General features: G+C 43.7%; 14 protein-coding genes. All 14 read right to left on the reverse strand.

Annotation, left to right across the window (positions count from 1 at the left end; genetic code table 11):
- Positions 1-42: 42 nt before the first annotated feature.
- The 14 genes from rnhB to tsf all read right to left on the reverse strand — a co-directional run bounded on the left by rnhB (position 43) and on the right by tsf (position 14,049).
- A complete protein-coding gene (gene rnhB, locus VTAP4600_RS10885; protein WP_102522819.1) occupies positions 43-681 on the reverse strand; it encodes a ribonuclease HII in 639 nt (212 codons plus the stop codon).
- Between the two features lies 1 nt (position 682).
- Positions 683-1,828, reverse strand: a complete 1,146-nt coding sequence (gene lpxB, locus VTAP4600_RS10890) for a lipid-A-disaccharide synthase (protein WP_102522820.1) — start codon at positions 1,826-1,828, stop codon at positions 683-685.
- A gap of 79 nt (positions 1,829-1,907) precedes the next feature.
- Positions 1,908-2,696: an acyl-ACP--UDP-N-acetylglucosamine O-acyltransferase gene (lpxA, locus tag VTAP4600_RS10895; protein ID WP_102522821.1), complete on the reverse strand. Its 789-nt coding sequence runs from the start codon at positions 2,694-2,696 to the stop codon at positions 1,908-1,910.
- 1 nt (position 2,697) lies between these two features.
- The gene (fabZ, locus tag VTAP4600_RS10900; protein ID WP_172443157.1) at positions 2,698-3,129 is read right to left on the reverse strand and encodes a 3-hydroxyacyl-ACP dehydratase FabZ; all 432 of its coding nucleotides are present in this window, start codon (positions 3,127-3,129) and stop codon (positions 2,698-2,700) included.
- A gap of 111 nt (positions 3,130-3,240) precedes the next feature.
- Positions 3,241-4,257 (reverse strand): UDP-3-O-(3-hydroxymyristoyl)glucosamine N-acyltransferase, encoded by a 1,017-nt coding sequence (lpxD, locus tag VTAP4600_RS10905; protein WP_102522823.1) that lies wholly within the window; start codon positions 4,255-4,257, stop codon positions 3,241-3,243.
- A 4-nt stretch (positions 4,258-4,261) separates the two neighbouring features.
- Positions 4,262-4,771: an OmpH/Skp family outer membrane protein gene (locus VTAP4600_RS10910; RefSeq protein ID WP_102522824.1), complete on the reverse strand. Its 510-nt coding sequence runs from the start codon at positions 4,769-4,771 to the stop codon at positions 4,262-4,264.
- Between the two features lie 14 nt (positions 4,772-4,785).
- Positions 4,786-7,212 (reverse strand): outer membrane protein assembly factor BamA, encoded by a 2,427-nt coding sequence (gene bamA, locus VTAP4600_RS10915; protein ID WP_102522825.1) that lies wholly within the window; start codon positions 7,210-7,212, stop codon positions 4,786-4,788.
- A 63-nt stretch (positions 7,213-7,275) separates the two neighbouring features.
- Positions 7,276-8,634, reverse strand: a complete 1,359-nt coding sequence (gene rseP, locus VTAP4600_RS10920) for a sigma E protease regulator RseP (protein WP_102522826.1) — start codon at positions 8,632-8,634, stop codon at positions 7,276-7,278.
- A complete protein-coding gene (ispC, locus tag VTAP4600_RS10925) occupies positions 8,631-9,836 on the reverse strand; it encodes a 1-deoxy-D-xylulose-5-phosphate reductoisomerase (protein WP_102522827.1) in 1,206 nt (401 codons plus the stop codon). The genes rseP and ispC overlap by 4 nt, the downstream gene beginning before the upstream one ends.
- Before the next feature lie 57 nt (positions 9,837-9,893).
- Positions 9,894-10,736 (reverse strand): phosphatidate cytidylyltransferase, encoded by an 843-nt coding sequence (locus tag VTAP4600_RS10930; RefSeq protein ID WP_102522828.1) that lies wholly within the window; start codon positions 10,734-10,736, stop codon positions 9,894-9,896.
- A 21-nt stretch (positions 10,737-10,757) separates the two neighbouring features.
- Positions 10,758-11,510, reverse strand: a complete 753-nt coding sequence (locus VTAP4600_RS10935; RefSeq protein WP_102522829.1) for an undecaprenyl pyrophosphate synthase — start codon at positions 11,508-11,510, stop codon at positions 10,758-10,760.
- A 146-nt stretch (positions 11,511-11,656) separates the two neighbouring features.
- The gene (gene frr / locus VTAP4600_RS10940) at positions 11,657-12,214 is read right to left on the reverse strand and encodes a ribosome recycling factor (protein WP_102522830.1); all 558 of its coding nucleotides are present in this window, start codon (positions 12,212-12,214) and stop codon (positions 11,657-11,659) included.
- Positions 12,215-12,261: 47 nt separating this feature from the next.
- Positions 12,262-12,993 carry a UMP kinase gene (gene pyrH, locus VTAP4600_RS10945; RefSeq protein WP_102522831.1) on the reverse strand — a complete coding sequence of 244 codons (732 nt, stop codon included), beginning with the start codon at positions 12,991-12,993 and terminating at the stop codon, positions 12,262-12,264.
- Positions 12,994-13,203: 210 nt separating this feature from the next.
- A complete protein-coding gene (tsf, locus tag VTAP4600_RS10950; RefSeq protein ID WP_102522832.1) occupies positions 13,204-14,049 on the reverse strand; it encodes a translation elongation factor Ts in 846 nt (281 codons plus the stop codon).
- Positions 14,050-14,143: the final 94 nt, after the last annotated feature.

The following is a 14,143-nucleotide window of genomic DNA, read 5'->3' on the forward strand; positions in this document are numbered from 1 at the left end:
TTTTACTTCGCTTTTAGTACCTCGCCTCTAGTACTTCAGTACTTATTCAAGCCCTAACGCTCGCTTTACTGGTTTAAAACTTTTGCGATGCTCGCCGATAACACCATGCTGTTCAATGGCTTCAAAGTGGGCTTTAGTTGGGTAGCCTTTATGTTTCGCAAAGCCAAACTCTGGGTATTCTTTATCCAGCTCGTCCATTTCAGCATCGCGCACAACTTTGGCGATGATTGAGGCTGCACTTATTTCGGCTACTCGTAAATCGCCTTTTACAACCGCTAACCCTGCCATTGGAAGCTCAGGAACGCGATTACCGTCGATGAGTGCCAAGTCAGGTTGAATTGATAACCCCCCAATAGCACGTTGCATTGCGACCATAGTCGCTTGAAGAATATTGAATTGATCAATTTCTTCTGGAGAGCATCGCCCGACAGACCATGCTAACGCTTTTTCTTTGATCTCAGGGAAAAGAGCCAAACGTTTTTTTTCTGACAGTTTCTTGGAATCGTTCAAGCCTTCAATCGGATTATTAGGATCTAAAATAACCGCAGCCGTCACGACATCCCCCACCAATGGCCCACGACCAACCTCATCTACACCTGCAATCAGTTGGTATCCTTTAGGATATTCAAATGGAGGGAGTTCTTTCACAGGCTTTTTAGGTTTCGGAGCAATTTTAGTCATTTTATTTTCCAATCAAATTGAGTACTGCAGCTGCTGCTTGCGTGTCGGCGTCTTTTTTTATCCACTGGTGCATTTCATTGAATGTTTCAATTAACGCCGCATTGTCACCAAATAAGGCATGCTCTAACGGAGGATATAGGTTTTCGACATTGCAATCGTCTAAGATAAACTCTCTTACTAGCTCTTTACCGGCCATAATGTTAGGCAAAGCGACGTGCTTAGTAATCGCCAACTTTTGCACTATCCAACCTGTTAGCTTATTGACCTTATAACCAACCACCATGGGTCTTTTCAACAGCATGCACTCTAAAGTAACGGTACCCGACGCCAATAAAACCGCATCTGATGCCGTAATGACATTACGGGCCGTATCTTGCACTATGGTAAAGTCCAATTCAGGTGCGTATTGCTGCCAAATTTGTTCGAACTGTTGTTTACGTTTCTCGTTTACCGCTGCGACAACAAAGCCAACGTCAGGATGTTGTTTGTGTAACTTTTGGCACGTTTCGATAAACGGTTGTGAGATAAGGCCAACCTCCCCGCCACGACTCCCCGGCAACACGGCTAACCACTTTTTACTTTGTTCTAAATTGAGTAACTTTCTCGCCGCTCGTTGATCCGATTCCATGGGGATAGCGTCAGCAAGTGTATGACCAATAAATTCACACGCCACTTGGTACTTATCATAAAACGCTTTTTCAAACGGCAAAAAAGCCAAAACTAAGTCGGTTGCTTTATCTATTTTAAAAATGCGTTTTGGACGCCAAGCCCACACCGAAGGACTTACATAGTGCACGGTTTTTATTCCAGCTTTTTTTAAGTCTAATTCGACACGCAAGTTAAAGTCTGGTGCATCAATACCAATAAATACGTCTGGCGGATTTTGAGTAAATTCTTTAATGAGGGCAGCTTTCACTTTCAGTAATCTAGGCAGGCGACCTAATACTTCAACCAGCCCCATTACGGCCAACTCTTCCATATTAAAAAGTGACTGGCACCCTTGTGCGATCATCTTAGGGCCGCCAATACCGATGAACTCAGCATCTGGATATCGCAGCTTTACGGCTTTGATAAACCCTTCACCCAGCGTGTCACCAGACAATTCTCCGGCAATAATACCGATTCGTAATGGTCGCTTTGTTGTCATCGAATATACCCTATCTAAAAACACAAAAAGATCGCCATGTGAGTGGCGATCTTTACATCATTCCGAATGAGCCATGGGGTTAGCGAATAATACCACGCTGTGTTTTACCCAAGAACTCTAGGAACTGTTTCACAACTGCGTACTCTTCAGACTCAGTTGCAATTTCGATTTTTGCTTCTTCAAGCGTTAAGCTTTCACGGTATAGCTTTTTGTAAGCACGACGTACCGCTTTGATTTCATCTTTCGTAAAACCACGACGTTTCATCCCTTCGATATTAATACCGAATGGCTTACAGTGGTTACCTTGTGCCATCACAAATGGTGGCACATCTTGAACAACAATAGAGCCTCCACCGACAAAACAGTGGGCGCCAAGTGTACAAAATTGATGCACGGGTGACAGCGCCGTCAAAATCACAAAGTCTTCAATCGTTACGTGACCAGCTAAGGTGGCGTTGTTACCAAGAATGACGTTATCACCCACCACACAGTCGTGTGCGATATGAGCATTAACACAAAAAAGGTTATCACTACCAACAATAGTGGTGCCTTTGTCTTGAACGGTACCTCGGTGCATCTGTACGCTTTCACGAATGATGTTACGGTCACCAACAATCAAGGATGTATCTTCACCGCTGAACTTCTTGTCTTGGCACTCTTCACCAATGATAGCAAAAGAGAAAATGCGGTTTTCATTACCAATCTTGCTTGGACCTTTGATCACAACATGAGACATGATCTCGTTGTTTTCGCCAATCTCTACGTCACCTGCAATGTAAGTAAAAGGCCCAACAGTCGTGTTAGCACCAATTCTGACATTACCTTCAATGACCGCTGAAGGATGAATTTGAGCCGTTTCATGGATCATATTAAAACTCTCGACGTGCACATTTTAGTTCAGCAGAACACACCACATCACCGTCGACTTTTGCCACACCATTAAACAGTGCAATACCACGACGTTCTTTAATGAATTCTACTTCGATGACTAATTGATCACCAGGCATAACTGGCTTACGGAATTTAGCTTTATCAATACTAGCGAAGTAGTACAGTTCGTTCTCAGCAGGTGCGCCAAACGTACGGAATGCAAGCAAGCCTGTCGCTTGTGCCATTGCTTCTAGAATAAGCACACCAGGAAAAACAGGAAGCTTTGGAAAGTGACCAGTAAACTGAGGTTCGTTAACAGATACATTCTTCAGACCAACCAAGTATTTGCCTTCTTCGAAGTCTGTAACGCGATCAATCATTAGGAAAGGATAGCGATGTGGAAGAAGTTCTTGGATCTCCGTGATATTCATCGTTTTCGTTTCAGTAGTCAAAGTCATATTCCTATTTATGTATTCTAAATAGTTTATCTTTTAAGACAAACTAAGGCCCGCAAACTGCAGGCCATTAAAAGTTGAGGCAGATTAATTATCTCGTTTCTCACACGCTTTTAGGCGGCGATCGAGCTCTGCTATTTTGTGGACTCTAGGGACCATTTTACGCCATTCTTTATTTGGCTGTACTGGCACACCAGAGGAATAAACGCCTTTTTCGGTAATGTCGCGCATTACCATCGACATCCCCGTCACGGTAACCTGATCTACGATAGTGATATGGCCATTAACAACAGCGCCACCACCAAAGAAGCAGTATTTACCTATGTGTGTGCTACCGGCAACAATGACGGCTCCCGCCATTGCGCAGCCATAACCAACGTGCACGTTGTGTGCTATTTGGATTTGGTTGTCTAGCACGACATTATCTTCAATGACAGTGTCATCAAGTGTACCACGGTCGATGGTGGTACATGCTCCGATCTCTACTCGATTGCCAACTTTAACAGACCCAACCTGAGGAATTTTAATCCACTCACCTTTGTCGTTAGCGTTGCCAAAGCCATCGGAACCAATAACTGCATTCGCTTGTATCAAACAATCATCGCCAATTTCAACGTTATGGTAGACGCTAACATTTGACCACAACTTGGTTCGAGCACCAATTTTAGCCTGTTTACCAATAAAGCAACCTGCTCCAATGCATGCACCTTCAGCGATTACAGCACCAGACTCAATCACAGCATTCGCTCCAATTGACACTTGGTTACCAATAGATGCATCGCTTGCGATAACAGCGCTTGGCGCAATATCATGGGCTGGAGCTGGCGTCGAATCCAACGCTTGGGCAATCTTTGCGTACGCGACATAAGGGTCCGCGACGACAATGGCATTGCCTGTACAAAATTCGAGTTCTGAGTCTCGAACCAATACAGCACTGGCTTTACAATCTGGAAGCGCTTTACGAAACTTGGGATTAGATAAAAAAGCCAACTGACCAGAGTCGGCTTTTTCTAGTGCAGCAAAACCGGAGATAACGGTTTCGTTATCTCCGTGAAGCTGACCATCCGCAATTTGAGCTACTTGAGCAAGGGATAATGTCGTCATAAACTTATTTTAGTTCTTTAATCACTTTTTCAGAAAGATCCAAGTCAGGCTTTGCGTACTGAAGTGCGCTTGCATCAACAATCATGTCGTAGCCTTCTTTCTCAGCTACTTGACCGATTGCTTTCTGGATCAACTTGAACAATTTTTGTTTTTCTTCATTTTCACGTCTAGCGCCTAGTTTCTCAAGCGATTGACCTTTGATTTTGTACTCTGCTTCCAAACCGGCGATTTGGATCTGCAAATTACGCATGCCGTCATCACCAAGCAATTCACCATCACGACGAGCTTGTTCTACTTTAGTTTTGATTTTTGCTTCCAATGCTTTTAGCTCGGCACCTTTGTCTTTAAATTCAGCTTGAAGCTTTTTTTGTACTGCTTCGCGCTGTGGGAGAGCTTGGAATATTTGTGCAGTATTCACATAGCCAATTTTTTGAGCTGCTTCAGCCGCTTGGGCAAAGAATGAGCTGCTTAATACTACTAGGCTTAGGCCTGCTGCTTTAACGATATTTTTCAAAATTCTCTCCTAACTTAGAACGTTTGACCGATGGTGAATGTAAACACTTCTGTGTTATCACCTTCGTATTTTTTAATTGGGGTTGCCAATGAGAAAACCAAAGGACCCATTGGTGACATCCACTGAATTGCCGTACCAATAGAAGCACGGTAATTGCGTGGATCGGAATAATCGTAATAATATTGCTGACCAGAAGACACACCTGTATCTGGATCTAGGTATTTAAACTCTGTGTCCCATACACTCGCCACATCCACAAACAAACTGGTGCGAATTTGACTGCGTACTTCATCTGATGCAAATGGCGTAGGGAAAATCACTTCCATACTTGCCAGAGCAACGGCGTTACCCCCTACGGATTTGTCTGTCGCCGTATAGTTCGAGTTGTTACCGCCAGATGGGTTTTCATCGTATACCGCTTTCGGGCCCGCTGAATTAGAACGGAAGCCACGTAGGGTCGTAAAGCCACCCGCATAGTAGTTTTCATAAAATGGGAACAGGTTATCGTTATCACCCGACTTACCGTAACCATTTCCGTAACCTAATCGACCGCGCAGCAACAAGGCGAACTCATGTTTTTCAGTTAACGGGAAATACTGCTTCACATCGTACTGCATTTTAAAGTACTGAACGTCAGAGCCAGGTACGGTCATTTTGTAAAATGCCGACTGGTGATTACCGGCTGTCGGGAAGAAACCTTTGTTCAAGTTATTACGAGTCCAATTCAAAGAAAAATCGAAATCATTAACCAACAGACTATTATCGATTACGTTACCGGCCTCTCTTTGCACCTGTAGGAACTTTTCAATCTGAGCATATGGGTCAAGATTGGAGATCTTATTATGGGTATAACCCACACCAAATTCGAAGAAGTTTAATTCATCAAACGGGAAACCCCATGTCAGCCTTGTTCCGTAGCTTTCATTGGTATAATCGACGATGCCCGCTTCAGATGCTTCAAATTGGTTGTAGAAAACCTTACCACCTAAACTCACGCCATCAAGGTTCCAATATGGGTCTCGATATTCTAGGCTAACGTTTTTACGGTATTTATTGGTAGAGGCATTAATGCCAACTCGGTTACCCGTACCAGCAAAGTTATCTTGCTGTAGACCAACTTGGAAACTAATACCTGACTCGGTACCATAACCAACACCAAAGTTTACGCTACCTGAGTTCGCTTCTTTTACGTTATAAACTAGATCGACCTGATCATCAGACCCTGCAACACGAACCGTTTGCACGTCTACTTTTTCAAAGAAACCTAAACGGTTAAGGCGACTTTTACCGGTATCGATTGATTTAGAGTTCAACCAGCTGCCTTCCATTTGGCGCATTTCACGGCGCAAAACTTCATCTTTGGTTGAATTGTTACCTACAAATCGGATATCACGAACATAAATTCGTTTCCCGGCTTCAACATTGATAACTAAGGAAACCGTCTGGTTTTCATCATCAAACTCAGGGATCGTTCGAACTTGTGGGTAGGCATAGCCGGCTTCACCAAGAAGGCGTTTAATGCCCTCTTCTAAGCTGGTTACAGCAGAGCCATCATAGATATCACCTTTCTCGAAGGAGACCATCCGTTTGAATTCGTCTTCTTTGCCTATCAGTTCACCACGGAAGTTCACTGTATCGATAGAGTAAGGCTTCCCTTCATCGATCGTTAGCGCGATATATACGCCTTTTTTATCCGGGGAGATAGACACTTGCGTATTCGTTACTTGGAATTTTAAGTAACCTTGATTCAAGTAAAATGAACGCAGGGTTTCAATATCGCCCGCCAATACTTGCTTTTGATACTTTTCATCGGCTAGGAAATTCCACCAAGGAACATCCACATTAAGATTAAAGCGTGAGCGCAATTCATCGTCAGCAAAAACGGTATTACCTAAGAAGTTGATCTGTTGAATTTTAGCAGAAACACCTTCGGTAAATACGAACTTGAGATCAGAACGGTTACGAGGTAAAGGAGTAACAACGGCTTTAACTTCAGCGTTATATTTACCCACGCTGTAGTAGAAGTCTTCTAAGCCTTTTTCAATGTTACTGAGTGAGGTGCGATCCAGCGCCTCACCAACACGGATGCCAGATGCATCAAGGCTTGTTTGCAGTTGCTCTTCTTTAATCGCCTTGTTACCAGAGAACGAAACACTCGCAATGGTTGGGCGCTCTTTCACTTCAATGACAAGAACATCCCCATCGCGCAGTACTTGAATATCTTCAAAGTTACCGGACTCGTATAAGGCTTTAATAATTTTGGATACATCTTGCTGCTCAACAGTATCACCAATTCGGATTGGCATTTTTAACAACGCTGCACCCAATGCAACACGCTGAAGGCCTTCGATTTTGATGTCTTGAACAACAAATTTCTCTGCACCATTTACCATTGTACTGCCGAGCAGTAGGGAGGTAAGTAGTAAATGCTTGATCGCCATATCTATTCTGATTATTCCTTGCTACTTCTTTTAATGCCAGTTTGCTATATCAATCAGCTGATATCACAGGCGCGTAAAATCGTTAAATAACGCTACTACCATAAGAGACATAATGATTGCACCTCCTATACGGTAGCCAACTTCCTGAACCGCTTCCGGTACAGGTCGTCGTATTACCGCTTCAATGGCTAGGAACAACAAATGCCCGCCATCGAGAACCGGTAAAGGTAATAAATTAATAATACCTAAGTTAACGCTGATTAAGGCCATAAAGCTCAAAAAGTAAACCAAGCCGTAATCTGCTGTCGCACCCGCTCCTTTCGCAATCGAAATCGGGCCACTCAGGTTTTCAATACCCACATCACCTACAATCAGTTTTTTTAACATGCTGAAGGTTAATGAAATAATTTGTCCGGTTTTATCAACCGCTTTCCCAACGGATTCAAATACACCATATTTCAATTCAAAGCGATAATTTTCAGGCCATTCTGCGACTTCCGGTGCAATACCAGCAAAACCGATTAACTTTCCATCTGATACTTGTTTCGAATCAGGGATAAGCTCTGTCTTTACCGTTTGCCCTGCTCTATCGACCGTTATCGAGATTGGAGCATTCGCATTGCTTCGAATCAGCTCAACCACTTGCTGCCATTGAGTAATCTTACTGCCATCAGCGGTAAGGATCGTATCGCCAACTTGCAAGCCTGCTTTTTCAGCCGCCCCACCTTCGCCAATATGCGCTAAGGTTGTCGATACTTCAGGTCGAAACGGTACAAAACCCAGTGTCGACATTGGCGATTCTTTTTCTGGATCAAAATGCCAATCTCGAATGTCTACTTTCTTAACTTGTTCAACACCTATTGCGTCGTCAGATGTCACTGTTAAGGTCATCACATCATCGCCGATATGAGAAATCAGCTGCATGTTAACTGATTCCCAATCTGCGGTTTCGATTCCTGAAACGGCTTTTAGTTCCATTCCAGTTTCAATTCCGGCTTGTGCAACAATAGAATGAGCCGTTACTTGACCAATTACGGGCTTCACCGCAGGCACGCCAATAAGAAACACAACCCAATAAGCAAATAGAGCAAATACAAAGTTAAAAGCAGGACCCGCCCCAATGATAGCGGCACGTTGCCATAACGACTTATGATTAAAAGCGCTCGATTTTTCTTGCTCTGTTATGTCATCAACACGGCCATCAAGCATCTTGACATAGCCCCCTAATGGGATCATCGCAATGCTATATTCTGTGCCATCTTTTCCTGTTTTAGACCAGATCGATTTACCAAAACCGATAGAAAACTTTAATACTTGCACGCCGCACTTACGCGCAACCCAGAAGTGACCAAATTCATGTACAGCGACGAGTACACCAAGTGCAACGATAAATGACGCTAAATTCCACAGTATGTCTGTCATAGTGTTCGCTCAGTAATGTATTGGTTTGCGTAGCTACGTGCCATTTGATCCAGCTCGAGCAAGCTTTCTAAATTATCTAGTGCTAACTGCTGTTGTCCACACAATTTATTCAAAACTTGCTCATTTATGCTAGCAATGTCTGTAAATTTAATTTGTTTTCGCAAGAATGCATCAACGGCTATTTCGTTAGCCGCATTCAAACCTGTTGTGGCATGTTGCCCTTCATAACAAGCATCGATCGCAAGCTTTAAGCATGGATAACGTGAATAGTCCGGCTCAAGGAACGTAAGCTCACCCACTTTAGTAAAATCAAGCGGAGCAACACCGGCAGCGACGCGTTCAGGATAGGACATGGTAAGGGCTATTGGGGTCGCCATATCGGGCTTGCCCATCTGCGCAAGCACTGAGCCATCTTTATATTGCACCATAGAATGGATCACCGACTGAGGGTGAATGATAACCTTTAATTGTTCTTGAGATGCGTTGAATAACCACTTGGCCTCAATGAACTCAAGCCCTTTATTCATCATTGTGGCGGAGTCTACCGAGATCTTTGGTCCCATAGACCAATTAGGGTGCGCGATGGCTTGTTCTGGCGTTACCGAAGCTAACGTTGATACATCTGAATATCGGAATGGACCGCCAGAGCCTGTTAGGAGAATAGAAGAGACACCATGCTCCTCTAAGTTGCAGTGACCCATCTTAGTTTGAATGCTTTGTGGTAAACACTGGAAAATAGCGTTGTGCTCACTGTCTACTGGCAAGAGTTCAGCACCGTATTTCTCAACAGCATCAATAAACAACTGACCCGACATCACGAGGGCTTCTTTATTCGCAAGTAACACACGTTTACCCGCTTGTACTGCTGCCATCGTAGGGATTAAACCTGCAGCACCTACGATCGCCGCCATGACCATATCGACTTCATCCATAGAAGCGACAGCGCACATGCCATCCTCTCCGGACAAAACTTGAGTCCTAGGGCTGATTGCAGCAATGTTATTTCTTAATTGAACTGCCGCTTCTTCACAGGCCATAACAGCAAAGCTCGGTTGCCATTTTGCGCACAACAAAGACATACTCTCAACGTTAGTTCCTGCCGCTAAAGCAAACACTGTGAATTGATCGCGGTTTTGTTCGACGACCTTTAAGGTGCTTGTTCCAATGGAGCCTGTTGCACCTAGAATGGTTAAATTTTGCATTCAATTATGACCGTTTCAGTATGTAAAAAGACAAGTCTCCTTGTCTTTTTAACTATATTAGAAAATGAAGTAGAGCAAGGCAAAGACGGGAAATGCGGCGGTTAAACTGTCGATCCGGTCTAACACTCCGCCATGTCCAGGAATGATGTTACTGCTGTCTTTGATCCCAGACACACGTTTAAACATGCTTTCAACCAAATCTCCAAGTACCGAAATGATAACCGTCACCAATGCAATCAATGACATTGTTACCCAGCTATCAAATTGTAGTTCAAACCATTGGGCTGCGCCCCAACCAACAATCAAGGCAGCAACGATACCGCCAACCAAGCCTTCGATGGTTTTATTTGGGCTTACATGTGGAGCCATTTTAGTTTTACCAAATGTTTTGCCCGCAAAGTACGCACCGCTATCAGCTGACCAAACTAGGAAACAAACAAATAGAACTAGCTTTGCGCCATAGTATTCATCGACACCAGCGCCTTCTGCTCTTAGTAAAACAATACTGGTAAAAAATGGAACAAGCGTTAGCCAACCAAATGCATTACGTAGCAAATTGGAGTGTTGCCACATTCCTACGGACTTAGGGTAGGTAATAGCAAGTAAACTGGCGACAACCCACCAGATAGAGCCAATGGCAAGAATAGCGAAATGCGCGGCGGGTAACGGCTTTAAAAGTTCAGGTTCAAAAGGTAGGAGCACGAGTATTACGGCCATCACAACTGCGGCTGGTATTAAAGCCATAACGCGAGAATTGTGCTTTACAAACTGAGTCCATTCCCAGAAACCGATCATCGTTACTGCTGCGATCGCAGCAATAAAAAGTGGCATTGATAGTTCAAAAATGCCCAGTACAACCAGTGGCGCTAAGATCAGCGCGGTAATAATTCTTTGTTTCAAGCCGACGAGTCCTTTTCTTTGTTATTCTGTCATCAATTGGGTAATTTGCTCACCCGTGCAACCAAAACGTCGCTCTCTGCTTACAAACCAAGCAACGGCTTCTGCCAAGCTATCTTCATTGAAGTCTGGCCAATATTGCTCAGTAAAATACATTTCTGCGTATGCCATCTGCCACAAAATAAAGTTACTGATACGACGCTCACCGCTAGTACGTATCATTAAATCTACTTCAGGTATATCTGACATAGCTAAGTAACTGGTAATCAACTCTTCGTCAATATCATCAACGATGAGATCACCAGTCGCGGCTTCAGCAGCAATTTTCTTTACTGCTTGGGCTATGTCCCACTTTCCGCCATAATTTGCAGCGACATTCAGAACCATGCCCGTATTATTACTCGTCAATGCTTCAGCTTCTGCGATTTTTTTTTGTAAACGAGAGCTAAAACGGGTGGTATCGCCAATAATACGAAGTTGCAGATTATTCTTATGCAGGCGTTTCACTTCTTTGGACAAAACTGTAATAAACAGTTCCATCAACAAATTCACTTCATCTTTTGGTCGACGCCAGTTCTCACTACTGAAAGCAAACAATGTTATCGCTTTTATCCCTAAACGAGTTCCAGCAGAGATGGTTTTACGTACGGCGCTAACACCGGCTTTATGCCCAAAAACACGTGGTTTCCCCTGAGCTTTTGCCCAACGTCCATTACCATCCATGATGATTGCGATATGTTTAGGAAGTGCGTCTGAAATGACTTGAGTGTTCGGCATAGTGAATTAAATGATTAAAATGGGGTGTGATAATACCATATAAAAAAAGCGCTGTGCTAACCACACAGCGCTTTACAACATAAAAGTGTAACAACTGCTTGTTTATGCTTCGATTTAGCTAAAAATCAACATAAACAAAATCAGTCTTATACTTCCATTAGCTCTTTTTCTTTGGTTGCTAAAACGTCATCAACGCTCTTAACTGCAGCATCCGTTAGCTTTTGAATTTCGTCTTGTGCTCTGCGATCGTCATCTTCAGAGATCTCTTTATCTTTCAAAAGACCTTTAAGGTCGCCGTTTGCATCACGACGAATGTTACGGATAGCAACACGACCACCTTCCGCTTCACCACGTACAATTTTAACAAGGTCTTTACGACGCTCTTCTGTTAGCGGTGGAAGTGGTACGCGGATAACAGTGCCTGCAGACATTGGGTTTAGGCCCAGGTCAGACATCAAGATTGCTTTTTCAATAAGAGGAGTTAGCTCTCGGTCAAAAACTGTAATAGCCAATGTACGCGCATCTTCTGCAACAACGTTCGCTACTTGGTTAAGAGGAGTTGGAGCACCATAATACTCAACAGTAAGACCAGAAAGTAAGCTTGGGTGAGCACGACCTGTACGAATCTTTAGCAGGCTATTTCTCAGTGCTTCTACGCTTTTTTCCATGCGCTCTTGTGCGTCTTTTTTGATTTCATTAATCACAATGTCACCTTATTACTTATCTTAGAGAATGCGTAAACTTGATGGGCTTATTCAGCGTCGCTGATAAGTGTACCTTCAGTTTCACCCATTACCACACGACGCAGTGCGCCTGGCTTATTCATGTTAAAGACACGGATTGGCATTTTGTGATCACGCGCTAGAGTGAACGCAGCCAGATCCATGACTTTTAATTCTTTTTCAAGAACAACGTTGTAGTGAAGCTTATCATACAACTCTGCATCAGGGTTTGCTACTGGGTCAGCATTATATACGCCATCAACTTTTGTCGCTTTGAGAACTACGTCAGCTTCAATTTCAATACCACGTAGACATGCCGCAGAATCTGTTGTGAAGAATGGGTTACCAGTACCCGCAGAGAAGATAACAACACGGCCTTGACGAAGCTCACGGATTGCATCAGCCCAGTTGTAATCGTCACAAACACCCTTCAATTGAATTGCTGACATTACACGAGCATTTACGTAGGCACGATGCAGCGCATCACGCATTGCTAAGCCGTTCATTACTGTTGCTAGCATACCCATGTGGTCACCAACAACGCGGTTCATGCCCGCTTCAGCAAGGCCAGCACCACGGAACAAGTTGCCACCGCCAATTACCACACCAACTTCAACACCTAGCTCAACTAACTCTTTGATCTCTTGAGCCATACGCTCCAGAGTGGTTGGGTCAATACCAAAGCCTTCATCGCCTTGAAGCGCTTCACCGCTAAGTTTAAGCAGGATACGTTGATATACGGGTTTAGGATTCGTAGTCATGGCGTTTACCTTTCAAATAAGAGTTGTTGATTAACAGTCATGGATAGAGGTTCTAAAAGCTAAGTACTAAAAGCTAATGTAGGGACACTTCGCGTTTAGCATTTAGCACTTCGTACTTGAACCTTCATTCATCACTGTTAATTTTCGTTTTCTATTCATAAAAAGACCGCAGCCTTGGCTACGGTCTTTTTTTAAACAATACGCTAAGGATTAACCTTTTTGTACCGCAGCAACTTCGTCAGCGAAGCTCATTTCTTCTGCTTTCTCGATACCTTCACCAACTTCTAAACGTACGAAGTTAGTTACTGTAGCGCCTTTCTCTTTAAGAATTTCGCCAACAGTTTTCTTAGGTTCCATTACGAAAGCCTGACCAGTTAGAGATACTTCGCCCGTGAATTTCTTCATACGGCCAACAACCATCTTCTCTGCGATTTCTTGAGGCTTGCCTTCGTTCATTGCGATTTCAACTTGAACCGCTTTCTCTTTAGCAACTACGTCTGCTGGTACGTCTTCTGGGTTAACAAACTCAGGACGTGAAGCAGCAACGTGCATAGCAACGTGCTTAAGTGTTTCAGCATCGCCTTCACCAGCAACAACAACACCGATTTTCTCACCGTGACGGTAAGTAGCAAGTGCAGCGCCTTCAGCGTACTGTACGCGACGGATGTTGATGTTCTCACCAATTTTAGTGATAAGAGCGATACGAGTTTCTTCAAATTTAGCTTGAAGAGCTTCGATGTCTAGTTTTTCAGCTAGAGCAGCAGTTGCAACTTCGTCAGCAAATGCTAGGAAACCAGCATCTTTAGCAACGAAGTCAGTTTGGCAGTTTACTTCTAGGATAACTGCAACGCCGTCAGCATCTTTGATGATGATCGCGCCTTCAGCTGCAACGTTACCAGCTTTTTTAGCTGCTTTCGCTGCGCCACTTTTACGCATGTTTTCAATTGCTAGCTCGATATCACCATCAGCAGCAACAAGCGCTTTTTTACATTCCATCATGCCAGCGGCTGTGCGCTCGCGAAGTTCTTTTACTAGAGCAGCAGTAACAGTTGCCATTCTTAAAATCCTCGGTTGATTCCAATTAAGGTAAAAATCAGGGGCACACATTGGGCCCCTGATGCTAACTATGACTTAACTTAATGAAAGCTAA

Source organism: Vibrio tapetis subsp. tapetis (assembly GCF_900233005.1).
Taxonomy (GTDB): Bacteria; Pseudomonadota; Gammaproteobacteria; order Enterobacterales; family Vibrionaceae; genus Vibrio; species Vibrio tapetis.

What these genes read in the sequence shown, in the direction of transcription:
- rnhB (WP_102522819.1), bottom strand. Translation starts at nt 681, where the DNA reads ATGACTAAAATTGCTCCGAAACCTAAAAAGCCTGTGAAAGAACTCCCT.
- lpxB (WP_102522820.1), bottom strand. Translation starts at nt 1,828, where the DNA reads ATGACAACAAAGCGACCATTACGAATCGGTATTATTGCCGGAGAATTG.
- lpxA (WP_102522821.1), bottom strand. Translation starts at nt 2,696, where the DNA reads ATGATCCATGAAACGGCTCAAATTCATCCTTCAGCGGTCATTGAAGGT.
- fabZ (WP_172443157.1), bottom strand. Translation starts at nt 3,129, where the DNA reads ATGAATATCACGGAGATCCAAGAACTTCTTCCACATCGCTATCCTTTC.
- lpxD (WP_102522823.1), bottom strand. Translation starts at nt 4,257, where the DNA reads ATGACGACATTATCCCTTGCTCAAGTAGCTCAAATTGCGGATGGTCAG.
- bamA (WP_102522825.1), bottom strand. Translation starts at nt 7,212, where the DNA reads ATGGCGATCAAGCATTTACTACTTACCTCCCTACTGCTCGGCAGTACA.
- rseP (WP_102522826.1), bottom strand. Translation starts at nt 8,634, where the DNA reads ATGACAGACATACTGTGGAATTTAGCGTCATTTATCGTTGCACTTGGT.
- ispC (WP_102522827.1), bottom strand. Translation starts at nt 9,836, where the DNA reads ATGCAAAATTTAACCATTCTAGGTGCAACAGGCTCCATTGGAACAAGC.
- VTAP4600_RS10935 (WP_102522829.1), bottom strand. Translation starts at nt 11,510, where the DNA reads ATGCCGAACACTCAAGTCATTTCAGACGCACTTCCTAAACATATCGCA.
- pyrH (WP_102522831.1), bottom strand. Translation starts at nt 12,993, where the DNA reads ATGACTACGAATCCTAAACCCGTATATCAACGTATCCTGCTTAAACTT.
- tsf (WP_102522832.1), bottom strand. Translation starts at nt 14,049, where the DNA reads ATGGCAACTGTTACTGCTGCTCTAGTAAAAGAACTTCGCGAGCGCACA.